The sequence below is a fragment of the Pseudomonas abietaniphila genome, from assembly GCF_039697315.1.
In the GTDB taxonomy this organism is placed as follows: domain Bacteria; phylum Pseudomonadota; class Gammaproteobacteria; order Pseudomonadales; family Pseudomonadaceae; genus Aquipseudomonas; species Aquipseudomonas abietaniphila_B.
The window spans coordinates 773,111-797,416 of the sequence record NZ_CP155619.1; the positions used below are offsets into that span (position 1 = coordinate 773,111).

The 24,306-nt window shown below is 60.8% G+C and carries 24 protein-coding genes; 13 read left to right on the top strand and 11 right to left on the bottom strand.

Annotated elements, in window-relative coordinates:
- Nucleotides 1-265 precede the first annotated feature (265 nt).
- From ABDX87_RS03355 to ABDX87_RS03365, 3 genes are read left to right on the top strand one after another with little or no spacing between them, the layout of a single operon-like run.
- The gene (locus ABDX87_RS03355) at nucleotides 266-979 is read left to right on the top strand and encodes an ABC transporter ATP-binding protein (RefSeq protein ID WP_346831586.1); all 714 of its coding nucleotides are present in this window, start codon (nucleotides 266-268) and stop codon (nucleotides 977-979) included.
- Nucleotides 976-1,776 carry an ABC transporter permease gene (locus tag ABDX87_RS03360; protein ID WP_346831587.1) on the top strand — a complete coding sequence of 267 codons (801 nt, stop codon included), beginning with the start codon at nucleotides 976-978 and terminating at the stop codon, nucleotides 1,774-1,776. Before ABDX87_RS03355 ends, ABDX87_RS03360 begins: the two co-directional genes overlap by 4 nt.
- The gene (locus tag ABDX87_RS03365) at nucleotides 1,773-2,681 is read left to right on the top strand and encodes a LysR family transcriptional regulator (protein WP_346831588.1); all 909 of its coding nucleotides are present in this window, start codon (nucleotides 1,773-1,775) and stop codon (nucleotides 2,679-2,681) included. The genes ABDX87_RS03360 and ABDX87_RS03365 overlap by 4 nt, the downstream gene beginning before the upstream one ends.
- On the opposite strand, the gene ABDX87_RS03370 is transcribed toward ABDX87_RS03365, so the two are convergent.
- Together ABDX87_RS03370 and ABDX87_RS03375 are read right to left on the bottom strand one after the other, a co-directional pair.
- Nucleotides 2,667-3,443, bottom strand: coding sequence for a substrate-binding domain-containing protein (locus tag ABDX87_RS03370; protein ID WP_346831589.1), 777 nt, complete (start codon nucleotides 3,441-3,443; stop codon nucleotides 2,667-2,669). The genes ABDX87_RS03365 and ABDX87_RS03370 overlap by 15 nt on opposite strands.
- A 28-nt stretch (nucleotides 3,444-3,471) precedes the next feature.
- Nucleotides 3,472-4,773 carry an MFS transporter gene (locus ABDX87_RS03375; RefSeq protein ID WP_346831590.1) on the bottom strand — a complete coding sequence of 434 codons (1,302 nt, stop codon included), beginning with the start codon at nucleotides 4,771-4,773 and terminating at the stop codon, nucleotides 3,472-3,474.
- Nucleotides 4,774-4,992: 219 nt separating this feature from the next.
- Here ABDX87_RS03375 and ABDX87_RS03380 point away from each other — a divergent pair, with 219 nt between their 5' ends.
- Together ABDX87_RS03380 and ABDX87_RS03385 are read left to right on the top strand one after the other, a co-directional pair.
- Nucleotides 4,993-7,347, top strand: coding sequence for a bifunctional diguanylate cyclase/phosphodiesterase (locus ABDX87_RS03380; RefSeq protein ID WP_346831591.1), 2,355 nt, complete (start codon nucleotides 4,993-4,995; stop codon nucleotides 7,345-7,347).
- On the top strand, nucleotides 7,335-8,225 hold the full coding sequence (locus ABDX87_RS03385; RefSeq protein ID WP_346831592.1) for a phosphate/phosphite/phosphonate ABC transporter substrate-binding protein: 891 nt from the start codon (nucleotides 7,335-7,337) through the stop codon (nucleotides 8,223-8,225). Before ABDX87_RS03380 ends, ABDX87_RS03385 begins: the two co-directional genes overlap by 13 nt.
- Before the next feature lie 12 nt (nucleotides 8,226-8,237).
- Here the strand turns inward: ABDX87_RS03385 and mug are convergent, their stop codons facing one another.
- Both mug and ABDX87_RS03395 read right to left on the bottom strand, forming a co-directional pair.
- Entirely contained in the window at nucleotides 8,238-8,762 is a 525-nt protein-coding gene (gene mug / locus ABDX87_RS03390; protein ID WP_346831593.1) for a G/U mismatch-specific DNA glycosylase, read from the bottom strand.
- Nucleotides 8,763-8,799: 37 nt separating this feature from the next.
- Entirely contained in the window at nucleotides 8,800-9,423 is a 624-nt protein-coding gene (locus ABDX87_RS03395) for a TetR/AcrR family transcriptional regulator (protein WP_346831594.1), read from the bottom strand.
- Between the two features lie 311 nt (nucleotides 9,424-9,734).
- On the opposite strand from ABDX87_RS03395, the gene ABDX87_RS03400 reads away from it, so the two are divergent.
- The 4 genes from ABDX87_RS03400 (at nucleotide 9,735) to ABDX87_RS03415 (ending at nucleotide 14,958) form a co-directional block, all read left to right on the top strand.
- The gene (locus ABDX87_RS03400; RefSeq protein WP_346831595.1) at nucleotides 9,735-10,874 is read left to right on the top strand and encodes an HlyD family secretion protein; all 1,140 of its coding nucleotides are present in this window, start codon (nucleotides 9,735-9,737) and stop codon (nucleotides 10,872-10,874) included.
- Entirely contained in the window at nucleotides 10,871-12,370 is a 1,500-nt protein-coding gene (locus tag ABDX87_RS03405; protein ID WP_346831596.1) for an MFS transporter, read from the top strand. The genes ABDX87_RS03400 and ABDX87_RS03405 overlap by 4 nt, the downstream gene beginning before the upstream one ends.
- Before the next feature lie 19 nt (nucleotides 12,371-12,389).
- The gene (locus ABDX87_RS03410; protein WP_346831597.1) at nucleotides 12,390-13,877 is read left to right on the top strand and encodes an efflux transporter outer membrane subunit; all 1,488 of its coding nucleotides are present in this window, start codon (nucleotides 12,390-12,392) and stop codon (nucleotides 13,875-13,877) included.
- Nucleotides 13,878-14,019: 142 nt separating this feature from the next.
- Nucleotides 14,020-14,958, top strand: a complete 939-nt coding sequence (locus ABDX87_RS03415; RefSeq protein WP_346831598.1) for a LysR family transcriptional regulator — start codon at nucleotides 14,020-14,022, stop codon at nucleotides 14,956-14,958.
- A gap of 64 nt (nucleotides 14,959-15,022) precedes the next feature.
- Here the strand turns inward: ABDX87_RS03415 and ABDX87_RS03420 are convergent, their stop codons facing one another.
- The gene (locus tag ABDX87_RS03420) at nucleotides 15,023-15,295 is read right to left on the bottom strand and encodes a DUF2790 domain-containing protein (RefSeq protein WP_346831599.1); all 273 of its coding nucleotides are present in this window, start codon (nucleotides 15,293-15,295) and stop codon (nucleotides 15,023-15,025) included.
- A 245-nt stretch (nucleotides 15,296-15,540) separates the two neighbouring features.
- Between ABDX87_RS03420 and ABDX87_RS03425 the strand changes: the two genes are divergently transcribed.
- Both ABDX87_RS03425 and ABDX87_RS03430 read left to right on the top strand, forming a co-directional pair.
- Nucleotides 15,541-16,311, top strand: a complete 771-nt coding sequence (locus ABDX87_RS03425) for a class I SAM-dependent methyltransferase (protein WP_346831600.1) — start codon at nucleotides 15,541-15,543, stop codon at nucleotides 16,309-16,311.
- A gap of 15 nt (nucleotides 16,312-16,326) precedes the next feature.
- Nucleotides 16,327-16,638, top strand: a complete 312-nt coding sequence (locus ABDX87_RS03430) for a cupin domain-containing protein (protein WP_346831601.1) — start codon at nucleotides 16,327-16,329, stop codon at nucleotides 16,636-16,638.
- A 33-nt stretch (nucleotides 16,639-16,671) separates the two neighbouring features.
- Here the strand turns inward: ABDX87_RS03430 and ABDX87_RS03435 are convergent, their stop codons facing one another.
- The 5 genes from ABDX87_RS03435 to ABDX87_RS03455 form a co-directional block, all read right to left on the bottom strand.
- Complete coding sequence (locus tag ABDX87_RS03435; protein WP_346831602.1) at nucleotides 16,672-17,994, bottom strand: chloride channel protein; 1,323 nt, start codon at nucleotides 17,992-17,994, stop codon at nucleotides 16,672-16,674.
- Nucleotides 17,995-18,084: 90 nt separating this feature from the next.
- Nucleotides 18,085-18,858: a ParA family protein gene (locus ABDX87_RS03440; protein WP_346831603.1), complete on the bottom strand. Its 774-nt coding sequence runs from the start codon at nucleotides 18,856-18,858 to the stop codon at nucleotides 18,085-18,087.
- Nucleotides 18,859-18,971: 113 nt separating this feature from the next.
- A complete protein-coding gene (locus ABDX87_RS03445; RefSeq protein ID WP_346831604.1) occupies nucleotides 18,972-19,298 on the bottom strand; it encodes a hypothetical protein in 327 nt (108 codons plus the stop codon).
- A 141-nt stretch (nucleotides 19,299-19,439) separates the two neighbouring features.
- Entirely contained in the window at nucleotides 19,440-19,742 is a 303-nt protein-coding gene (locus tag ABDX87_RS03450) for a DUF1883 domain-containing protein (RefSeq protein WP_346831605.1), read from the bottom strand.
- A gap of 149 nt (nucleotides 19,743-19,891) precedes the next feature.
- Nucleotides 19,892-21,781, bottom strand: coding sequence for a sigma 54-interacting transcriptional regulator (locus ABDX87_RS03455; RefSeq protein WP_346831606.1), 1,890 nt, complete (start codon nucleotides 21,779-21,781; stop codon nucleotides 19,892-19,894).
- Nucleotides 21,782-22,020: 239 nt separating this feature from the next.
- Between ABDX87_RS03455 and cynS the strand changes: the two genes are divergently transcribed.
- Nucleotides 22,021-22,473, top strand: coding sequence for a cyanase (gene cynS / locus ABDX87_RS03460; RefSeq protein ID WP_346831607.1), 453 nt, complete (start codon nucleotides 22,021-22,023; stop codon nucleotides 22,471-22,473).
- Between the two features lie 57 nt (nucleotides 22,474-22,530).
- A complete protein-coding gene (locus ABDX87_RS03465) occupies nucleotides 22,531-23,397 on the top strand; it encodes a formate/nitrite transporter family protein (protein WP_346831608.1) in 867 nt (288 codons plus the stop codon).
- Here the strand turns inward: ABDX87_RS03465 and gcvA are convergent.
- The gene (gcvA, locus tag ABDX87_RS03470; RefSeq protein ID WP_346833691.1) at nucleotides 23,375-24,271 is read right to left on the bottom strand and encodes a transcriptional regulator GcvA; all 897 of its coding nucleotides are present in this window, start codon (nucleotides 24,269-24,271) and stop codon (nucleotides 23,375-23,377) included. The two genes, ABDX87_RS03465 and gcvA, sit on opposite strands and share 23 nt — an antisense overlap.
- Nucleotides 24,272-24,306: the final 35 nt, after the last annotated feature.

The following is a 24,306-nucleotide window of genomic DNA, read 5'->3' on the forward strand; positions in this document are numbered from 1 at the left end:
CAGGTATTGCGGCGTTCCGATGCTTTGCGGCATACACCACAACCTGTGGGAGCGAGCTTGGTCTGGGCGGCATTCCGACGAATGCAATGGGTCTGGAACATCATCGGTAAATGAACCACCGCATTCGCGGCCCTCGTAACCTCGGACTGCTCCCACATGTATCGCGGCGTTCCGATGTTTTGCGGCACACCCTGAACTGTGGATGCCTGGCACGGCAAAGTGGGCGATAATGCACGGCGTTTCAGCCCGCCCAAAAGGAACGACCGTGCCGTCGAGTGTGTCATCGCCCCATCCGTCGTCCGAACCCTTGCTTGAGGTCAGGCGGTTGACTCGTCTGGACCAGAACGGTGCCAACGAGCTCCTTAAACCTACCGACTTTACCTTGATGCCTGGCGCACAAGTCGCGATTACCGGCGCGTCGGGATCGGGTAAAAGTGTGTTCCTGCGCACCCTGGCGCTGCTCGATGCACCTTCCAGCGGCGAATTGCTGTGGCAGCACGCGCTACTGTCCAATGACAGGATTCCTGCGTATCGCACGTGCGTGTCTTACCTGTCGCAACGCCCCGCGCTGATCGAAGGCACGGTGCTCGACAACCTGCAGTTCCCCTTCACTCTGAAAAGCCTGCGGGCGCGCACGTTCGATCTGCAACGGGCGACCGACTTGCTGGCTCAGGCCGGCAAAGAGCCTTCGTTTTTAAACAAGACCACAACCGACCTGTCAGGTGGCGAGTCGCAGATCGTCGCGCTGGTGCGCACGCTGCAACTGGAGCCTCAGGTGATGCTGTTCGATGAACCCACCTCGGCGCTCGACCCGCAGTCGGCGGCAGCGGTCGAATCGCTGGTGCTGCACTGGTTCAACGCAGGCGCGGGCTCGCGCGCTTACATCTGGATTTCCCATGACCCCGAACAGGCCCGACGCATGAGCACCCGGCGTTTGACGATGAACAATGGCGTGCTGCTCGCGGGAGAAGCAGCATGAACTACCAGGACCTGTCGGCCACCGACCTCTCCATTGCCGCCGCGCTGATCCTCATCAACGGTGCGTTGTCGCTGATGTTGAAGCTCGGACTGGAGCGCCAGTTGTTGTGGGCATCCGTGCGGACCGTCGTGCAGTTGCTGGCGGTCGGTTACCTGCTCGGCTGGGTATTCGCCCATGCCGACTGGTACGTGGTGCTGCCCCTGATGTGTCTGATGACACTGGTCGCCGGTTTCTCTGCCGCCAGCCGGGGCAAGCGCACGTACGCCGGGCAATTGATCGACAGCGTGGTGTCGGTCTGGAGCAGTTCATGGCTGGTCGCGGCCATCGGGCTGTTCGTGATTATCCGCATCCGGCCGTGGTACGAGCCTCAATACGCGATCCCGATTCTCGGCATGATCCTGGGCAACACGCTGACGGCGGTGTCCCTGGGCATGGAGCGCATGACCCAGGAGTTGATGTCGGGCCGCAACACCATCGAGATGATCCTGGCACTGGGCGGCACCCGCTGGGAGGCGGCACAATCGGCCGCCAGGCAAGCGGTTCGCGCGGGCATGATGCCGACGCTGAACCAGATGACCGTGGTCGGCATCGTCAGCCTGCCCGGCATGATGACCGGTCAGGTGCTGGCGGGAGAAAACCCTGAAAGCGCCGTCCGCTATCAGATCATGATCATGTTCCTGATCGCCGCGGGCTCGGCGCTGGGCACGGTCTGCGCGGTCCTGCTGACATTCAGGCGGTTGTTCTCGGCGGATCACCGTTTCATGGTTCACCGACTGGTTGCGAGGCCTAATGCATGAGTATCAATTTCGACCTCAATGACCTGCAGGCTTTTCGTGCGGTGGTCGAGAACGGCAGCTTCCGCAAAGCCGCGGACGCAATCAGGATCACTCAGCCAGCGCTGAGTCGACGCATCGAAAAGCTTGAATCAGCGCTCAACGTCAAACTGTTCGAACGCACCACCCGCAAGGTCAGTCTCACCACGGTCGGGCTGGCTTTTCTGCCGCAAGTCGAACGCATGCTCGATGACCTGGACATCGCCCTGATGAGCATCAGCGAGGTTGCGTCGACGCGCATGGGGCATGTGACCATTGCCTGCGTACCCTCTGCGGCGTACTACTTCATGCCGCAGGTGATCAGCGCCTTTCACCGGTTATACCCCAGGATCAAAGTCCGGGTGCTCGACGCCAGCGCCAACGAGGTCAACAGCGCGGTAGCCTTGGGCGAAGCGGATTTCGGCGTGAGTTTCAGCGGTACGCTGGCGGCGGAAGTCGATTTCGAATTGTTGTTGCAGGAACGCTACGTGGTCGCCTGCCGGCGCGACCATCCCCTGGCCGAGCGTGAGCAGGTCAGCTGGGAAGAGATGTACGAACACGATTACATCAGCCTCGACAAGACCTCAGGCAACCGAATGGTGCTGGATCAGGCGCTGCTGCGCTCGCCCGCCAAAAAGCCCAGCATCTGTGAAACCCGCCACGTAACGACCATGATCGGGCTGGTCGAAGCCGGCCTGGGGGTCGCTGCGGTGCCGTCCATCGCGATGCCGGCAGCGGGTCATCCGATTCTGGTGAGCGTCCCGCTGATCGAGCCCGAAGTGCTGCGTAACGTCGGGCTGATCAAACGCCGCGGGCGTACCTTGACACCCGCGGCCATCGAGCTGGAACAACTGGTCAGGCAGATGCCTGTTCGCTCAGCGGGGCACTGAGTCCAGGCCGGTGGCTTGCACCTGAGCCTGCGCTTTGGCTGACGACAGATAGTCCAGCAATGCTTTTGCCTGCTGCGGGTGTTCGGCATTTCGCGGGATGCCGGCGGCATAACGCGTCACGGACTGGACATCCTCCGGGATCTTGCCGACGAAGGTCACTCCCGGGACGGGCAACAGTTCGGCGACCTGTTGAAAGCCCAGTTCGTAATCCCCCTTGGCCACCACCGAGGCCACCGGAATGCGTTCGATCATCTTGCCCTTCGGCCCGACCTGCTCCTGAACGCCCAGCTTCTTGAACAACTCCTTCTCGATGTAAACACCACTGGCGCTGTCGGAGTACGCTACGGACTTGGCCTTGAGCAACGCCTCCTTGAGCTCGGCATCAGTCGCGATGGCCGGTTTGGCAGCGCCCTGCTTGACGACCATTCCGATGCGTGAATCCGCAAGCTCTACGCGTGAAGCGGGATCGACTTTGCCTTGCTTGATGAGCTCATCCAGCGCATACCCCACCATGATCACCACGTCCGCATGCTCTCCGCGCGCCAGCCGGTTGGGAATGGCCTCCAGCGCCTTGCCCATCGACGGGCCGAGGATGGTTTCCAGCGTGTCGCCGCTTGCAGCCGCGTATTGCGGGCCCAGCGCTTTATAGGCGGCAGTGAAGCCCCCGGACGTCATGACGGTGAGCTCTTCGGCCTGGGCAAGGGAGCTCGCCAGCAGCGAACCAAGACTTAAAGCAGCCGCTACATTGAACAAAGCTTTCATATCAAATCCTTCTACATCAAACGGTGGGTCAGACCGCCAACTGCGGGCGGGCGGAGATGTTCCGGTACAGCATCAGCGTTGCACCCAGGGCGCACGCGGCGGCAAACGTCATCCAGTAAGCGGGCGCGGCCTTATCGCCGGTGAGATGAATCAGCCAGGTCGAAATGGCGGGCGTGAAGCCTCCAAAAACGGCGGTTGCCAGGCTGTACGCCAGCGAGAAGCCCGCGACGCGCACCTCCACCGGCATGATTTCGGTGAGCGCAGGAATCATCGCGCCGTTGTACAGGCCATACAGGCAGGAAAACCACAGCAGCACCTCGAGCATGTGCCCAAAGCTGGGCGCCTGGGCCAGGAACGACAAGGCCGGATAGGCCGTGACGATGGTCAACAGGGTCATGGCAATCAGCAGCGGCTTGCGGCCGAAACGGTCACTCAACGCGCCGCCGATGGGCAACCAGATGAAGTTCGACACCCCCACCAGCAAGGTCACCAGCAAGGCATCGGCCGTGCTCAGGTTCAGTACGGTTTTGCCAAAGGTCGGCGCGTACACCGTGATCAGATAAAACGCGGTGGTGGTCATCGCAACCATCAGCATACCGGCCACCACCACGCCCCAGTTCTGCAACAACGTGGCGATGACGTCCTTCATCGTGGGCCGGTGCGTGCGCGTGGCGAATTCTTCGGTTTCCTGAAGGCTACGGCGCAACACAAAAATGAACGGGATGATCAGGCATCCGATGGCGAAAGGAATCCGCCATCCCCAATCCGCGATGGCTGCAGGCGCCATCCATTGATTCAACGCAAACCCCAGCGCAGCCGCCACCACGATCGCCACTTGCTGGCTGCCGGACTGCCAGCTGGTATAGAAGCCCTTGCGTCCAGGTGTGGCCATTTCCGCCAGGTACACCGACACACCACCCAGCTCGGCACCGGCCGAAAAGCCTTGCAGCAGGCGACCCAACAGTACCAGCGCCGGGGCCCATAAGCCGATACTCGAATAACCCGGCACCAGCACGATGAGCAACGTCCCGCTGGCCATGATGGACAGGGTGACAATCAACCCTTTGCGGCGCCCCACGTCATCAATGTAAGCCCCGAGAATGACTGCCCCCAACGGACGCATCAGGAACCCGGCACCGAAGACTGCGAAGGTCATCATCAATGATGCAAATTCACTGGACGCGGGAAAGAACGCCGAGGCGATCTGAGTGGCGTAGAAACCGAAGAGAAAGAAGTCGAACTGTTCGAGGAAGTTGCCCGAGGTGACGCGAAAGACGGCACCGGCTTTTGACGTGGCGGACGTTGCCCGCGGATGGGGGGAGCCATGCATGATTGTTCTCCAGCGATCTTGTTAATGAGCCTTTCGGCGCTTTATGACCGGGAGTTTGATCGACACACTTTGAAACGATAAGTGCTATGTTTTCATCGATTGATGCACAACGCTTATCAATCGATGCTGAATCCGCTAGGCGGGAACAGCGCAAGACCGTCACGAACCCGACATAAACTAGTAGTATTCTGCCATCATCTCGCGGCAGGAATAAAAGCAGTGATCCGCCGATCTTTTTCTTCCCTCAGCTTTCTCCAGTGGCTGCTCATGACGTTGTGCGCCGCGACGCTGGTGTTTCTGTGGGCGCTGTATTTCCAGCAGAAAGCCACCTCGCACCGCGAAGCGCTGGCCGCCAAATCCGCAGAGCACCTGAACCTGGCCACCATCGCTGCAGAGAACCTGCGCCAACTGGTCGACCGTGCTCAAGCCATTGGCCGTGTGACCGGTGGTGACATGGATGATCTGGGTCAGCGTCATCGCGGGTTAGTGCGCATGCTCGCTGAAGACCCGGTGTTCAAACGCATGAGTCTGTACGGCAGCGATGGCGAACTGTTGTCCGCCAGCCATTTCGATGAGCCTCATCAGTTGCCGAGTGCGTGGCTCACGCAACTGCAGCAACACACCGAACGTTACGGCTTCAAACCCCTGCTGCCGGGATCGATGCTGTCGACGGGCAACGTGTTATCGCCCAACTGGCGGCTGCCCTTCCTGCTGCCGCTGGTCGACTCGTCAACCGGCAAGATGGACAGCGTTCTGGTCGTGCAACTGGACGTCGGGTATCTCGCGGGGCTGTTCGAGCACATCGAACTGGGTCAGAGCGGCATGATGCGTTTGCTCGACAACGACGGCCAGGAACGCCTGCGCATCAGCAACAGCGGCGTGATGGTGTCCGGCGCCTCCATGACGCCCGAACTGCCCGCCAGCGGCGACATCACCGGCATGCTCATCCAGCACACGGTAAACGGCGGTTATCAGAGCATGTACCTGCGGGTGCCGCAGCGTGGCTTCAGTGTCGTGGTCAGCCAGAGCACAGACGAAATCCTCGCCTCTTCCAGACTCACCTACCAACGCCAGCTGTGGCTGAACCTGTGCATGACGTTGCTGATCCTTGGCACCCTGTTCTGGACCTTGCGTGTACTGCGCAAACGCCAGGAGGCGTTCAACGCGCTGGAGCAGGCGCAGCAGGTCAATCAGCAGTTGATTGATCGCCTGGAAGACGAACACCGTCGCAGCAGCCATGCGGCCGCCACCGATCACCTCAGCGGGCTGCACAACCGCCGTCAATTCCTTGAGGTGGCGGCACGCACCCTCTCCCGCCAACGTGGCAAACGGCGCCTGATGGCGATTCTGTTCATCGACATGGACCGCTTCAAGTCGATCAACGACTCGCTGGGCCACAAGGTCGGTGACATGCTGCTGCAAGCGGTCGCCGGCCGTATCAGCCGGATGCTCGAACAGGATGACGAAGCAGCGCGTTTTGGCGGCGACGAGTTTGTCGTCCTGCTGGCCGGCGAACGCACCGAAGATCAGATCGACGCCTGGGTCAGGGCCCTGGTGCAAAAGCTGTCAGCGATCTATTCCCTTGGCGATCATGAAGTCACCACCAGCCCGAGTGTCGGTGTGAGCATCTGCCCACGCGACGGTCAGGACGTCGAAGACCTGATTCGCAGCGCCGACGCCGCCATGTATTCGGCCAAGCGCGCAGGCCGCGGGCAGTTTCGTTTTTTCGACCCTTCGTTGAACGTTGCCGATGTCGAAGAATTCATTCTCGAACAGGCCTTCGGCAACGCCTTGAACGAACGTCAATTCGTGCTGCATTACCAACCACAAATCCGCCTGGATTCGATGCAGGTGGACGGCTACGAAGCGCTTGTGCGCTGGCAACACCCTGAGTTCGGCCTGCTTTATCCGGACCGGTTCATTTCGTTGGCCGAACGCAGCGGTTTTATCATCGAACTGGGCTGGGAGGTGCTAAGGCGTGCCTGCGAAACCCTGCAACTCTGGCTGTCACAAGGCCGGGCATTGCGCTTGGCGGTCAACGTCTCGGCGATGCAGCTGCACCAGGCGGATTTCAGTGACCGGGTGCTCGGTAAACTGGCGCGCCACGGCATTGCCCCTCACTGGATGGAGCTGGAGATCACCGAAACCACGTTGCTCGACCAGGAAGGTCAGGCCATCGAGCACCTGCAGCGCCTGCGCGAGGCCGGGATGAACATCAGCCTGGATGACTTCGGCAAGGGCTACGCTGGCTTCGCGCACTTGCAATCGCTGCCGCTGACCAAGCTGAAAATCGACCGCACGCTGATCGCGCCGTTGTCCAACAGCCCCGATGACAGCCCGATCGTGTCCTCGACCATCATCCTGGCCAAACGCCTGGGGCTGAAGGTCGTCGCCGAAGGGGTCGAAACCCGCGAACAAGTGGTGTGCCTGAAGCTTGCCGGCTGCGACGTCGCGCAGGGCTATCACTTCAGCCGCCCGTTGTCGGCCGAACAGCTTCTCGACTATCCCCCGTTTGCCCAGACAGCCCTTATCGTTGCGCCTTCCATGGATGCGGAACACACATGCGCGCAGTGAAACGCTTCGCCCTGATTCTGAGTGCCTTGCTGCTCAACGCATTCTTCCTGGCGGACAACGCCCAGGCACAATGCGCCCAGCAGAGCCTGCGTATCGCGGTCATTCCCAAGAAGAGCATGGACGAACTGCTGAAGGAGCAGAAACCGTTGATCGACCGGCTCAGCCACGCGACCGGCATTCCGGTTGAAATCGTCCCGTCGTCCTCCTACGAGAGCGTGGTCGATGCCATTGTTTCGGGTGGTGTCGACATCGCGTGGCTGGGCCCCGCCTCGTACCTGCTTGCGTATCAACGCGATCCACGCATCGAGCCTTTCGCCAGCCTGACCATCAGCCCCGGCTATTTCACCCCCGCCGGTCATGACTATCAGGCATTGCTGCTGGTGCGCAGCCAGGTCGCCAGCGACATTCAGACGCTTCGTGGCAAACGGGTTGTGCTGACGGACCCGGCCAGCACGTCCGGCAACATCATTCCCAACGCCGAGTTTTCGGACAAAATCGGCATGCCCATGGCACGTTTCTTTGGCTCGATCGCCTTTTCCGGCTCTCACGACAAATCACTGGATGCACTGCTGGCGGGTAAAGCGGACGCCGGCTTTGTGTCCAGCGTGCGAGCCGATGAGTACCTGAAACGGGGCTTGATCGACCGCAACACCTTCAAGGTCCTCTGGCGCTCCTCGCCGATCCACTACGACCCGTTTGTCTTCAGCGGCACGCTCTGCAGCGCGCTGAAAGAACGTATTCGCACGGCCATGCTCAACGATCAGCCAGGTCTGGCGACCTTCCTCGAATCACAGGAAGCCACTGGCATCGTCCCAGTCAGCCACGCCGAATACGCGCCCTTGCTGCGCTCGATGCAGGCGACGCCCGCGTTGAACTGATCAGGGCAGGCGTCAGCAATCGGGGTCGCCCAGTTGAGCCGCCCGCCGCAACTCGCGGTAAGCGTCCACCAATTGTTCGAGGGAAAAAGCGAGGTTTCTGCCACTTGGGTTGGGCAACACCCACACGGCTGCATCACCGAAGCGGCTCGCCTGTCGGCCCCAGTTCACCTGCTTCTGGCCAGAAAGCGCCGCGTAAGCGGTTTTCCCGAGGAAGGCGACAAACCGTGGCGCACAGCGCGCGATCTTTTCTTCGAACGCAGCGGCGGCTGCCTGGAACTCGTGGAGCGACACCTGATCGGCGCGCGCGGTGGGCCGATTCACCACGGCGGTCAGTCCACACCGATAATCCAGAATCGTACGATCGTCTTCCGGACGCACTTCCTCCGGCGTGAAACCCGCCAGATGGAGCGTGCGCCAGAAACGGTTGCCTCTGCCCGCAAAGTGATGCCCTTGAGCCGCTGCGAGCAGGCCCGGATTGATGCCGCAGAAAATCACGGCGAGGTCCTTCGCCACAATGTCTTGCAGGGGTGCAGCCACGTGAGCCTCACTCACCCCGCCGACGGACCACAATCGCTCATCCACAGATCACGTTGACCGCATTACGCGCCAGTGCGGTCAAGTCATCCCGGGACTTCCCTGCCCTGGCGCGAATTGAAATGCTGTGCAGCATCGCCGAGGCCAAAACCGCCAGCGCGGCGGGATCCACATCCGGGCTCAATTCGCCCGCATCGACGGCGGCGCGCAGTCGCACTTCAAGCTCGTCATCGAGCCTGCCAAGGCGGTCGGCCAGCACCTCGCGAATCGCGGCATCCTCGACCGCCTCGGCGGTGGCCGTGCCAATCGCGAAGCACCCGCGAGGCAAACCACCGCCCGAGTAATAGATCGACAACTGCCCTTCGTAAAAACGCATCAGCGCCTCGGGCAGGGTCAAGTCCGGGTTGGTCAGCGCCTCGTGCATATCGGCCGCAGCGAAGTCCCAGTATTGCTCCAGCGCCTTGATGTACAGCGCATGCTTGTCGCCGAAGGCGGCGTACAGGCTCGGGCGGTTCATGCCCGCCGCCGAGGCGATACTGTCCAGCGAAGACCCTGAATAGCCCGTGTTCCAGAACACCCCAAGCGCCTGTTGCAGCGCCACGTCGGGGTCATACGCACGAGGACGGCCGCGGCCTTTTCCCCCTCCATCTTTATTTTGTGCCATGTCGTATAAAATCCTTGAGTCGCATTGGATGTGGCTATATTCTTACACCATCGCACAAAATTCAGAAACCATAAATTTCTGAATCCAGAGTTTGTTGTAGCCGAACCCGAACCCGGCGTTGCGGCGACGAAACAGGTGCGGTGGAGCGACCCTCCCTACCGCACGCGCTTATGGCTTTTTTGTGAGAGAGGTTGGCTGGGATCGAGTCGTTGCCAGTGCCACCGGGTGTGAGTCCTCACAGCAATCAATGACATCAGGGCCGCCAGCAACAGCGCTGCCGTCCGACTTCCCGGTTACAGGTGAATGCGATCATGACTAAACCGTTCGATAGCTCAGCAACACCCTCTTCCGAGCACCCTGGCCCTGGCGCGATCGCAACACCCGCGCGCAAGCCGTTCAGAGACAAAGCACGACCGTGGCTCATGATCGGCGTACCGCTGATCGTGGCCGTTTTCGGCATCGCTCACTACACCGCCAGCGCGCCGTTCGTTTCGACCGACAACGCCTACGCCCGCATCGCCAAGACCGCGATCAACGCCCGGGTTTCCGGACAGGTCGTGGAAATCTCGGTGGAAGACAACCAGTGGGTTCGCAAGGGCCAGATGCTCTATCGCATCAACCCCGAGCCGTTCCAGATCGCCGTTGATCGTGCAGACGCCCAATTGAGCGTTGCCCGCCTGCGCATCGACAGCCTCAAGGCCAGCTACCGCCAGCAGCAGGCCGAACTGCAATCGGCCAAAGAACAGGCGGATTTCGACCAGAAGGAATTTGCCCGCAAAAAGGCCCTGGTCGCGACCGAGTTCGTCTCGCGCGCCATCTTCGAGCGTGCGGACACCGACCTGAAGATGTCCCGCCAACGCATCGCGTCCATCGAGCAACAGATCGCCAACACCGTCGTTGCCTTGAACGGCAATCCAAACGTTGACGTCGACAGCCATCCGAGCGTTCGTGAAGCCAGGGCGCAACTCGATGAGGCGAAACTCTACCTCTCTTACGCCACGGTCTATGCGCCGGAAGACGGGATCGTGGCCAAAGTGGACGATCTGCAAGTCGGCAACTTCGTCAACAACGGCACCCCGGCCTTCGCCTTGCTGTCCGACAAACACGTCTGGATCGAAGCCAACTTCCGCGAAACCGAAGTGACCCACATGCGCCCCGGCCAGGCTGCCGACATCCGCATCGACACCTATCCGGGCAAGGTCTTCAAGGCCCACGTCATCAGCATGAGTCCGGGTGCGGGGTCTGACTTCGCCCTGCTGCCGCCCGAAAACGCGACCGGCAACTGGGTCAAGGTGGTTCAACGGGTTCCGGTTCGTCTTGAACTGGACGACATCGACCACGAGCACCCGCTGTATTCGGGCATCAGTGCGACGGTCAAAGTCGACACCGGTGTCACTAGCCCATGGTGGACCCCGTTCAAAACCTTGTTGACCGCGGGTAACCCATCATGAACGCCGGCGCTGCAGGAACACCTGCGGCAGGCGCCCTGCGCACCGTGAGGTACGCAGCGCTGCTTGCGACCTATGTTCAGTCGGTCAACGTCTCGATCCCCAATGCCGTGTTGCGCTTTATTCAGGCGAGCACCTCGATGGCGGACGATCAGGCGGGCTGGATCTTCACGTCGTACCTGGCCGCTTCGGCGATCTCCATGCCGGTGGCGTCATGGCTGGCCGCGCGCTTCGGGGTAAAAACGATGTATCAGGCCGCGCTGATCCTGTTCATCGTCGGGCTGTGGATCGCCACCTGCACCACCACGCCGCTGGAATTCATGGGCGCGCGCATCATTCAGGGCGTCGCCGCCGGGATCATCGCGCCACTGTCGTTGGGCATTGCGCTGGAAACCTTGCCGCCCGCGAAACGGTCCGCTTTCGGCGTGCCGTACGGCGCGGCGGTGTTGCTGGGCATTGTCAGCGGGCCAGCCATTGGCGGGCTTATTGCGGAGTACCAGGGCTGGCACACGGTGTTCTACACCAGCATCCCTTTGGCCGCAGTGATTTTGGGTGTGACGCAAGTTTCGCTGGAAAGAAACAAGGCGCCGACGACCCCGCCGTTCGATTTCTTCGGCTACGGCACATTCACCGTCGGGATGATCATGCTTCAGGTGCTCCTCGACCGCGGCGAGCGCATGGAATGGTTCGAGTCGCGCGAGATCTGGATCGAAGCCCTGATTTCAGCACTGGCCTTTTATCTGTTCTTCACGCATGTGCTGACCGCCAGGACGCATTTCCTCGGCAAGCACCTGTTCAAGGACAGCAACTACGTGCTCTCGACGATCCTGTTTTTCGCCTTCGGCTTCGTGCTGTTGCCGACGCTGGCACTGACGTCGCCCATGCTCAATGAAATCCTCGGCTACCCGCCGATCACCACCGGGTACATGACCATTCCGCGCGGTGTCGGGTTGGTCGGCACGTTCCTGCTGATGACGCGGATGCCCGCATTCATCGACAACCGCCTGGTTATCGCCAGCGGCATGGCCGTGGTGATCTACGCCAACTGGCTGATGCTGGGTTATTCGCCGCTGATGGACTGGACGCCGGTCGCAGTCGCCGGATTCGTGCAAGGCGTCGGCATGGGCATGTTGATGCCGTCGATCACCAAGATGGCGTTCAGCACACTCAACCCGACGTTGCGCCCGGAAGGCACGGGGTTGTTCAACCTGGCTCGGGTGTACGGAAGCACAATCGGCATTGCGATCGTGCAGGCCTATTTCTACAACAACACCCAAGCGATGCACCTGGCGCTCGCCAGTCACCTGACGCCCTATCGCACCGCCGTACATTCCGTAACGGCGTCGACACCCCTGCAAGCTGTTGGGGCGCTCAACGAAATGATCACGGGCCAGGCGGCCTTCATCGCGGTGGTCGACCAGTTCAAGATTTTGATGCTGGCGATGGTCGTGGTGATTCCGCTGGTTGTGTTTCTTCGCAAGCCCGGTCCGGCCAACTAACTTTCGTGGAGTCTGCCCAATGATCCCTACTACCTTTGCTGCCAACAGACCACCCTTCACCCTCAAGATCGGTGCCCTGTCCGTCTTCATGTTGCTCTGCGCCTGCACCGTCGGTCCTGACTTCCAGTCGCCCGCGCCTGCGACCTCGCAACACTACGATCAACACGCCGAACAACGCTTGGGCAAGAACGGCGACACCGTCGGCGTACAACACATCGAGCTGGGCCAGGCCGTCAACGGCAACTGGTGGACGGCCTTCAAGTCGCCAAAGCTCGATCAGGTCGTGCACCGCGCCATCGACGGCAACCTTGAGCTGGTCGCCGCCGACGCGACAATTCGCCAGGCGGCCTCGTCTGTCGCGGCGGCTGAAGGCGCGCTGTATCCGCAAGTGGACTTCGCCGCGTCAGGCGGCCGTCAAAAGACCCATAACGCCCCGCAAACGTCGGTCGATAACGTCTATGCCATCGGCCCACGGGTCAGCTTCGACCTGGATGCCTTTGGCGGTAACAAGCGTCGCGTCGAACAACAAGCCGCGTTTGCCGAACTGCAGAAGCACCGTTACGAAGCGGCGTACCTGACACTGACCGGCGACGTGACCAGTCAGGCGATCCTGATCGCCTCGGCCAATGCCCAGATGACCGCCGTACAGAACCTGCTCGCCAACGACGAGAAGAACCTGAAGCTGGTGCGCTCGGCGCACGCCAGCGGCAGTACAACGCAGATCGACGTGTCGCTCGCTGAAACGCGGCTGGCTCAGGACAAGACCTTACTGCCGCCCCTGGCCCAGCAACGTGACGCCGCCCGTCACGCACTGGCCATCCTGACCGGCAAAGGCCCGGGGGACTGGACGCCCCCAACCTTCGAGTTTGCCGAGTTCGTCCTGCCTGCCAGCGTCCCTGTCAGTCTGCCGTCGGAAACCGCGCGCAATCGCCCGGATGTACGGCAGGCAGAATCCGAGTTGCACATGGCAAGTGCCGAAGTCGGCATCGCCACCGCCAATCTGTACCCTCATGTCGAACTGTCCGCCGCACTGACACAGTCGGCCTCAGGCAATGGCGGTGCTGCCCTTTGGGGTCTGGCGGCAGGCTTGACGGCACCGATCTTCAATGGCGGCACACTGGAAGCCGAGCGTCAGGCGGCCGTGGATGGCTACAAAGCCACGCTGGCCGGTTATCAGCAGACCGTCATCACCTCGTTTGGCCAGGTCGCCGACACCTTGCAGGCGATCAACCACGACGCCGAACAATTCCAGGCACAGGACGACGCGTTACGTTCCGCGCAAACCAGCTTGCGACTCAACCAGCAGGCCTATGCGCAAGGCGAAAACAGCATCCTGCAGGTGCTCGAAGCCGAGCGTGCCTATGAACAGGCGCTGCTGGGTCAGATCCGCGTGAAGACTGCACAATACCTCGACACCGTGCGGCTGTTCGTCGCCTTGGGTGGAAATTCGGTGGGTGTCTTCGACCAACGCGCTGACCGCCACGAAATGGCTACCGCTGCGAACTGAACGCGTGTCACCGGGCACGTTTCCCAAACCGGAAACGCGCCCTTCAGCGCGTTCGATGCGCCCCGTCAGCCGCTAACCTTGCACCTGTGATTTGCCATCGAACGCCTCCTTCCCTCAGGACATTTCCCTTAAGGTAAAAGCGATGGACACCTTTCAGACCATGCGTTTTTTCATCGCCGTTGCTCAAAGCGGCAGCTTTACCGCAGCGGCCGCCCTGCACAACACGACCACCACCAACGTGTCCAAGGCCGTCTCGAGTCTCGAGGCCAGACTGCAGACGCGCTTGATCAATCGCACCACACGTCGCCTGGCGTTGACCGAAGCTGGCGCGCGTTATCTGCAGCGTTGCGAAAAGATCCTCGACGAAGTGCGCAACGCTGACGAGGAAGCCGCCACCGCACACGTCAAGCCCTCAGGCCGACTGAAGATCCACGCCATGTCGGCCATCGGCAACCATTACGTCATCGGTGCGATTGCCCGATACAGAGAGATTCATCCAACGGTCAGGTTCGACCTTAACCTGACTAACCGCGTACCCGACCTGATCGAGGAAGGCTATGACATGTCCATCGTGCTGGCGCGGGACCTGCCCGACTCGGGGTTCGTCGCGCAACGGCTGGGCATCACCTACAGCATCCTTTGCGCGTCACCGGCCTACGTGGGCAAACGCGGCATTCCACAATCGCCCAGCGACCTGCACGACCATGATTGCCTGCGGATCGTGAACACGGTCATGCCGGCGCAAAGCTGGACATTCGATGGACCTGAAGGGGTGGAAACGGTCAACGTGCCCACCTCGCCGCTCCACCTCAATACAGCGGATGGCATGACGGTCGCGATAAAGAACGGAATGGGTATCGGGATACAGCCGATTGCGTCAGCGGTCGAGGGACTTGGCGCGGGGACATTGGTGCGCGTGTTGCCGGATTACCATCTGGAGGAGTTGAATCTGTTTGCGATCTATCCGTCGAGAAAGTTCGTGGACGCAAAGATAAAGACCTGGGTGGAATTTCTTAAAAGTGCCATTCCGGATTTGCTGGCGTCGGATGAGAAAGTCGCGGGTTCGGCAAGAAAAACGTGATGATCACGGCGTCGGTCAGTCAGCGGCAGTATGGAGTGTCGACCCTCCATTGCCCGCACGAGCATCAGCCGTTGGTGCAGGCGATACCGACGCCCAGGTATTCAATGACATGCTGCTGACCGTGGGAATCCTGATAGGTCATCTGCACCGGCGTTGCACCGCACTTGTCGGAAACATCGGTCACCGAGATCACTTTCTGGATGTCTAGACGCGTCGAGTAAGCGTAGGTTTCGACCGGCGATTTATTGGCCGTTTCAGCGGATTGACGGTCGTCTGCAAACGCAGGCGCCAACACACTGCTCATGACCATACCTATCGCAATTTTTGCAAAGTTCATTTCATTCACCTTATCGTCGAGGAAGTAACACAGCGCGTTCCAGGTTCCCGTGTGAGCCACTGGCTTGTTTCTTTTGCTCTGCGGTTGGAACAAATGCTAAGTGTTAAGCCGGGTCCCAAATAGCCATCGACGGGACAAAGACTGTGGACGAATCCGGCACAAATGAAGGCTTGAAATTGAGCGCCTGGCCGCTGGAATCTGGCGCATAATGCCCCGGCCATTTTCCACGCAGAGGAAGGCTGACGATGACAGTTGTTCACAAAGCAGCTCAGGTGGGGTTTTCAACGCAGGCGGGCACGTACACGCAAGGCCGACCGGATTACCCGAATGAAATCAGCACGTGGTTACGCGACACCCTCGGCATCACGCCCACGTCTACGGTCATTGATCTGGGCGCCGGAACCGGCAAGTTCACGCGGTTGATCAAACCGCTGTCCGAACACCTGATCGCTATCGAGCCGGTCGACGCCATGCGGCAGGAATTTTCCACGCACTTGGCCGACACGAGGATCTTGCAAGGCACAGCGCAGTCCATGCCGCTGGTGGACGGCGAAGCCGATGTCCTAGTGTGCGCTCAAGCCTTTCACTGGTTCGCCCACGAGGCGGCGCTTTCGGAAATACACCGGGTACTCAAACCCGGCGGTCGTCTGGGGCTGATCTGGAACGTGCGAGACGAATCAGTGGACTGGGTCGCGGAAATCACCCGCATCATCACCCCCTACGAAGGCGATACCCCGCGCTTTCACACCGGCGACTGGCGACGCCCGTTCAACGGGGCATTATTTTCCCAGCCCGAGATGACCTGCTTCCCCTATACCCATACGGGCAGCGCCGAGACCGTGATCATGAACCGGTTTCTGTCGGTGAGCTTCATCGCCGCCCTGCCCGCCGCCGACAAAGCCATCGTCACCGAACAATTGCGCGAGCTGATCAGCACGCATCCTGCACTGCGCGGGCAAGAGACCATCGCCTTTCCCTACCAGACACAGGCCTACCTGTGCCGTCGGCTCGACTGAAGAGAAGGTAAAACCGTGAAGATCATCCGCAGTAAATCCTTCACCGGCGAGCGCGCCTGGGCGGCGCTCGACATCGCCAACATGAACGGCATCACCACCCGGCTGCACTGGACCGACCAACCCTACAAATGGCACGTGAACGACGGCCAGGAAGTCTTTGCGGTGCTGGACGGCCGCGTGGAAATGCACTTCAGGGACAACGGTGTCGAACAGTCGACGATCCTTGAAACCGGGGATGTCTTTTATGCGTCGGTCGGCACTGCGCACGTCGCTCACCCGCTGGGCGTAGCGCGCATTCTGGTGGTGGAAAGCGAAGGCAGCGTCTAAGCCGACCAAGACAGGCTGCATCGCCGGACCGTGTTACCCCTCGGTCTTGCGCGATGCAGTGTCCGCTTGCGCCGTCTGCAGAAACCCGCGTGCCAGTTGCTGGTACAGCTCCGGCCCCATGCGCGAACTCACGGCCTTGGCAATCAAGGCAACGGCCATGAGGCTGATCACCATGCCGTGACTGTCGATCATCTCCATCACGATGATGGCTGAGGTGATAGGCGACTGGGTGACCGCCGCCAGAAAGCCGACCATGCACAAGGCAATGGTCGGTTGAAGCGCAAGATGAAACAGCTCGGCGGCGTTGCTGCCGACGGCGGCGCCCACCGCCAGCGAAGGGGCGAAGATACCCCCGGGAATGCCTGAAAAATACGTCACCACCGTCGCCAGGAAGCGTGTGATGGGCGCATGCCACGGCAGGCCGACTTCAGAGGCGATCACTTGCGAGGTGATCCCGTAACCACTGCCGAACGACATCCCGCCGCTGACCCAGCCCAGTACCGCGACGATCAGCCCGCACGCGCCGGCGAACCACACCGGATGCAGACGGCGCCATTCCCAGACGATGAACTGGCGGTGCCGTTGAGGCCACAACAGCATCCGGCTGAACAGCCCGCCCAGCAGCCCGCAACCGATGCCGATCGCCAAGGCGGGGACCACGATGTCGATGCCAATGTCCTGAACGCCGAAGTGGCCGAAATAGTTGTAATTGCCCTGCAGGGCGATCGCCACCATGCCGGACAGAATGATGGTGCTGAGCAGCACGCCGCTGGTGCGGGTTTCCAGCTTGCGCCCCAGCTCCTCCACCGCAAAGGCGATGCCCGCCAGCGGCGTGTTGAAAGCGGCAGCAATGCCGGCGGCGCCACCGGCGAGGATAAGGTCCTCGGCCCGGACGATTCGCGCGTTCGGCAAAAACCGGTGGAAGACATGCATGATCGAAGCTGCCACCTGAACCGATGGCCCTTCTCGTCCTGCGGAAAAACCGCCAGTCAGCGCCAGCGTCCCCAAGCTTATTTTGGCGAAGGCAATGCGCAGTGAGACCAGCGTGTTGACCGGTTTCCCCTGATGAACAAGACGCGTCGCCGCGATCACCTGCGGGATCCCGCTGCCCTGCGCGCCGATGAAGAAACGGGTGGTGAGCCACACCACCAGCATCCCGATCAACGGCGTGTAGATGAACGGCAGCCAGGGCCTCTCGCTGGTTTGTTGGGCGAATTGAGCTAGCGCCAGGTCGGCAAGCCGGGCAAACATTACGACGAGCAGCCCGGCCAGCGTGGCGGCTACCCAAAGCGTGACGCGGGTGCGCCAGCGCATGGAGGCAAAACGACGGCGTAGCAGCGTTATAGGCTTGATCACCCGAGGCAGGTCCCGTTGAAGTTCGACACGAAGATGCTGGCAGACTAACCAAAGAACCGGTGAGCGCCAAATGACTTCGAGTGCCGAGGGTCAGGCCGCCCGCTCCAGTTCCGTCAACAACGACACGAACTGCAACGTCAATTTGTGCCGTGCGTCGAGATGAATCAGCGGCACCGACGCCTCGTGGGACTCGCGCATCTTCACTGAACTGTTCAGGTAGGTCGACAGCACCGGCAGGCCTTCGGCGATCAATTCGTCGATCAGGTTCTGATGCAGGCTCGCGCGGCTGACAAACTGATTGACCACAATGCCTTCCACGGTCAGTGATTCATTGTGATCGGCCTGCAACTCGGCGACTTGCGCAATGACGCTGTACAGCGCCTGGCGGGAAAAGCTGTCGCAATCGAACGGAATCAGCACCCGTTCGGCGGCAATCAATGCGCTGTAGGAATAGAAATTCAGCGCGGGCGGCGTGTCGATGTAGATCCGCTCGAAATCCTCAGAAAGCTCGACCAGCAAACGACGCAGCTTGTTGATCTTGAATTTGGATTCAAGCTTGGGCTGCAGATCGGAGAGCTCCGCGCTGGCGGCGATCAGGAACAGATTGTCGTAGCGTGTCTCGCTGATCTCGGCCCGGTTCTTCTTGCCCGAAGAGGACGACGACAGGGTCTGCTTGAAAAAATCGGCGATGCCGACGGGCATGTCATCGCCCGTGAGACCGGTCAGGTAATGGGTGGAGTTGGCTTGTGCATCGAGGTCGATCAACAGCGTCCGATACCCTTCGGCCGCGCTAACGGCGGCCAGATTACAGGCGATGCTGGATTTGCCCACCCCTCCCTTTTGATTGAATACTGCGCGACGCATGAGACAGATGACCCGTGAAAAAAGTCATCGATCATACCAGCGAATGTTTTCGTTTGATGTGGCAGGTCACAGACAGTTACGTGACAGTTAAATGACAAAAGCCCGCACAGGTCTCAAACGCAGTCTTTCGCCGCCCGCCCAAAACCGGAGTTAATCAGACTGCGTTCATACACAAACACCTTACCGCCGTTCGATGCCTTGTAGGCTTCGATTACGTTGTCGGCGGCGACGGAACTGGAGACGACAATCCGGTAATGCCGCTGAGTCTGGGACAGGTTCGGACTCAGCGCATTGTCCTGCAGTTTCGGCATCACGCAGGCGGTGAACTGCTCGGGGGATTTCTGGGTGACCAGGGTCAGCGTCGGCTCATTGGGCGCGGACGCACAGCCCGCCAACAGCGAGCCGGACATCAAGACGGCGGAAAAAAACAAACGACGCATCGGCGATCTCCTGTAAAAAATGCTGCCGCGCTGGCAGGCTCTTCAATACAGGCCATTGTCCAGTTCCGGGCCCAGAACTGAACTTGAAAGACGTGATGCTGACTATCGACGCCGACGATGGATAGCGATGCGTCCAGGCGTTCAGCGCAAGGACGAGCTCGACCGGCGAACGATCTTGATCGAGTGTTTGACGTCAGGCTTGCGGGTCACGCTGATTGCCCGTTTGGTCACGGTATCGATCGTGATGTTCCAGAAGCCGCTGCTTGGCACCACGATTTTCGCCGGAAACGTATCAAACGCGCCGCCATGATAGGTATGACGTCCACCGTTCTTGAAACTGCGAAAATTGGCGTCGCTCATCAGACGAATGTTGCAGGTGCCAGAGGCCTGGATCACCACAATGTCGTCTTCGTTGAGGTGTTCGCGCTGGTGAATGAATTTCACGGGGGTTCCACTGAGAGGGTTGGCAAGGCGGCAAGAATATCACGGCGCAGGCGTCCCCCGCTGACCGCACCTGAACCCGTGCGATCACTCGCAACGCACAGTCCACGCCACAAGCCGCGCCACAATCGGGCGGACGAGCACGAAAAACCTCAGCGTTTCGGTTTGTAGTCACGCGGATCGATGCCCCATTTGCGCAGCCGTGACGCGAGGGTCGTCGGCTTGACCCCCAGTAATTGCGCCGCACCGCCATCGCCGGAGACCTTGCCCGCCGTGCGTTTGAGCATCGCCACCGCGTTCGCCCTTAACTTCAACTGCAGGATCTCGTCGGGCACGGGTTCGCCGGTGTCCGGGGACTGCAAGGCCACGGGCGCTTGAACCCGTGCCCCGGCCACCACCAGGTCGTCGAACCGCAGGCGCCCGTCCTGCGACACGATCATCTGCCGTTCGATCACGTTTTCCAGTTCTCGAATGTTACCGGGCCACGCGTAGCGTTTGAGCAGTTCGACCTGGGCCAGCGGCAAGCGTACCCCGGTCTTGTTGAACGCCTTCGACGCGCGCCGCAGGAAGTGGCTGGCGAGCAGAGGGATATCCTCTATGCGTTCACGAAGCGGTACCGAACGCACCGGGAACACGTTCAAGCGAAAATACAGATCCTCACGGAAACCTCCCTCCCCGATCATCGCGCGCAAATCACGATTGGTCGCGGCGATGACCCGCACGTCCACCACGCGGGTCACGTTATCGCCGACGCGTTCGAACTGCTGATCCTGAAGCACCCTCAGCAATTTGCTTTGCAGCTCCAGCGGGATCTCGCCGACTTCATCAAGAAACAGCGTGCCGCCGTCGGCAAGCTCGAAGCGCCCCATCCTGGCGTTGACAGCGCCGGTGAACGCGCCTTTGACGTGACCAAAAAACTCGCTCTCGAACAGGTCCCTCGGGATGGCCGCGCAGTTGACGCGAATCAGCGGCCGATCACAGCGACGGCTGCTGGCATGGATGGCCCGCGCGATCAGCTCTTTGCCGGTGCCTGATTCGCCGTTGATCAGCACGTTCGCATCGGTCGGTGCCACCAGCTCGATCTGGCGAATCAGGTGCAGCACCGCCGGGCTCTCGCCGACGATTTCATGGTGATTACGTTCGGCCTTGATCTCTTCCTGCAGGTACTGGTTTTCCACCTCCAGACGCTGTTTGAGCTGCTCGACTTCGTTCAACGCCTCACGCAGTCGCTGCTCGGCGCGCTGGCGCTCGCGAATGTCGCGGAACAACACCACGGCGCCCACCAGTCGCCCCATCTCGAAGATCGGCGTGCTGGTGTACTCCACCGCGATGGCGTCGCCGTTCTTGTGCCAGAACACCTCGTTGTCGACGCGATGCACCTGACCGTCGCTGAACGAGGCGTGAATAGGGCACTGCATCACGGGAAAGCGCGTGCCGTCGCGGTGGCTGTGGTGGAACAACTGGTGCGCATCGTGGCCGACCATGTCGGCGGCGCTCCAGCCGAGAATGCGCTCGGCCGCCGGATTGATGAACGTGGTCTGGCCTTTCGCATCGAGCCCGTAGATGCCCTCGCCGACTGCGCCGAGGATCATCCGGTTTTGTCGTTCGATGCGCTCGAAGACCTGCGAAATCCGCTCCCACCCGACGTGTCCGAGACGATGCTGACGGCGCGCTTCGGAGCGGTTGCGCCGCGTCTCGAGCAGATCCCGCTGCTGCACCATGAACAGAATGCGCCTGCCATCGGCCAGCGCGCTGGCGCTCACCTCCACGGCGTGCTGGCGCCGGTTCAAGTCAACCAGCACCAGATCGTCCGACCACGCCTGGCCCTGGGTCAGCACCTCGTCACTGAAACTGACCCACAGCGACAGCCCTTCGCCGAGGAAGTGGCTGAAGCGAACCGCCACGTCATCGTGCCCCGCACAGCCCAGAATCGCCAAGGCGGCACGGTTCGCTTGCAGCAGCGCATCAGCCTGGGGATCGACCACCAGCATCGCCTGGGAGGCACGATCAATTGCTTCATCGTCGAAACCGGTGGTGGTCATGTCGTCATTTCCATGGGGTAAGGCCTCGGACAGGCCCGACTGGAAAATATGAACTTTCGTTATTCTTTTCACCATATTTCGTGAATAACGAAATATCGTAAGTCCGGATGCGGTTTATAAAAATTAGAAAACCATTAACTTTCAATAGGTTATTGATTTATGCGGTGCTGGCACGACTCTCGCTATCGCTATAGAGAAACGTACATACGATCACTCCCCTGACGAGAGAAGCACCGACGATGAACAAAGCCGAAATGCACCACACCCTCATGGCCGCCAAGGCCCGCCTGAACCTGAGCTGGGACAGCCTCGCCGACGCTGCGGAGAAAGCGCCGGTCTGGGTCGCCTCAGTGTGCTATGGCATGAACAGCGCGCCAGCGGATGTGGCGGCACGCATCTGCAAAACGCTGGGTCTGGTCGGCGAACAAGGGGAAGAAGTGGCTGCCGCCATGACCGTATTCCCGACCAAGGCATGGGATCAGGCCATCCCGCAGGACCCGCTGATCTACCGCTTGTACGAACTGGTTGGCGTGTACGGGCCGACCCTCAAGGACGTGATCCAGGAAAAGTTCGGCGACGGCATCATGAGCGCCATCGACTTCTCCATGCACGTCGACAAGATCGAAGACCCCAAGGGCGACCGCGTGCTGGTAACCCTGAACGGCAAATTCCTGCCGTATCGATCCTGGTAATCGCTACGCCGCCTTCACTCATCCCGTCGCCCTTAACGCTCGCCCCGAGGTCACCCCATGTCCTATCTGCTTCCGTTTGAATTTGTCACCAAGATGGTCGATGCCGGCGAGTCCAAGATTCACATGTCGACCCGGGATACGCTGATCCGCGCCTACATGGCGGGTGCGATCCTCGCCCTCGCCGCCGTGTTCGCGGTCACCATCGCGGTGCAGACCGGCTCGGCGCTGCTGGGCGCCGTGCTGTTTCCGGTGGGGTTCTCGATGCTCTATCTGATGGGCTTCGACCTGCTCACGGGTGTGTTCGTGCTGACGCCGCTGGCGCTGCTGGACAAGCGCCCCGGCGTCACGCCGAGCCGGGTCCTGCAAAACTGGGGGCTGGTCTTCGCCGGTAACTTTGCCGGCGCGCTGACCGTTGCGTTCATGATGGCGTTCATCTTCACCTACGGCTTCAACGCAGCACCGGGCGCCGTGGGCGAAAAGATTGCCAGCATCGGCGAAGCGCGCACGCTGGGTTACGCGCATTACGGTGTCGGCGGCTGGATCACGATCTTCCTGCGCGGCATGCTGTGCAACTGGATGGTCTCGATGGGAGTGGTCGGCGCGATGATCTCGACGTCGGTGAGCGGCAAGGTGATCGCGATGTGGATGCCGATCATGCTGTTCTTCTTCATGGGCTTCGAGCACTCGGTGGTGAACATGTTCCTGTTCCCCTCCGCGATGATCATGGGCGGGAATTTCTCGGTGATGGATTACATGGTCTGGAATGAAATCCCGACGGTGCTGGGCAATCTGGTCGGCGGACTGGCGTTCACCGGCCTCACGCTTTACAGCACTCACATCCGCACGGCCGCAAAACGCCATTTTCCCGAACATCAACCGCCCCGCCCTCGCGTCGTGAGCGCTACTGCAGCGTCGGACCGCTGAAGCTGCCCTCTTCTTGCAGCCACGCACAAAACAGCGCGATGGTTTCGTCCGCTGTTTTGTCGGCTGGAACGTAAGCGCAATAACTGCGGGATTTGAGCCGCGGCTGGGCAAATGGAATGACCAGCCGACCGGCCTGCAGATCGCTGGACACCAGGGCAATGGGCCCCATCGCGATGCCCACCCCGTCAATGGCCGCCTGCAAGGTCAGGTAGAAATGATCGAAGACCACGGCGGCAGCGGGTTTCAAGGCGGGAATCCGGGCGCTCGCCAGCCAGTCCGGCCAGAGCCGTGGAAGGCTCGAGGTGTGCAGCAAGGTGTGTTGGCGCAGGTCTTCGGGCACTTGCAGTGGCAGACGCTGCAAGAGCGCGGGACTGCACACCGGCACCCGTTCTTCGCCGAGAAACACGTGGGTCGCATAACCGTAAAGCGTGTCCGGTCCGCCGCGAATAACGACGTCATACGCCGTCTGCAAACTTTCCACCGGCCTGTTCGACGTCTCGACCTGCACCTCTATGCCGGGGTGTCGGGCACGAAGCCCTTCCAGTCGCGGCACCAGCCAGCGCAGCGTGAAGGTCGCGGAGGCATTCACGGACAGCGTACGTGTTGCAGACACCGGAAAGCCGAACCTCGCAGTCGCCTGGGACAACTGCTCGAACAGCGGCCCGACGTCCGCCAAATAAGCGCTTGCCGCTGGCGTGAGGACGACCCGCCGGTTGTGCCGTTCGAATAACGCTGCGCCGAGCCAGTCTTCAAGCAGACGCACGCTCTGACTGACCGCCCCTTGCGTGACATGCAATTCCGCCGCGGCGTCCTTGAAGCTGCCCAGCCGGCCAGCCGCCTCGAAGGCGCGCAACGCATTGAGAGGAGGCAACACCCGATTCATTCGCAATAGCCTTTCTGATGTGAAGC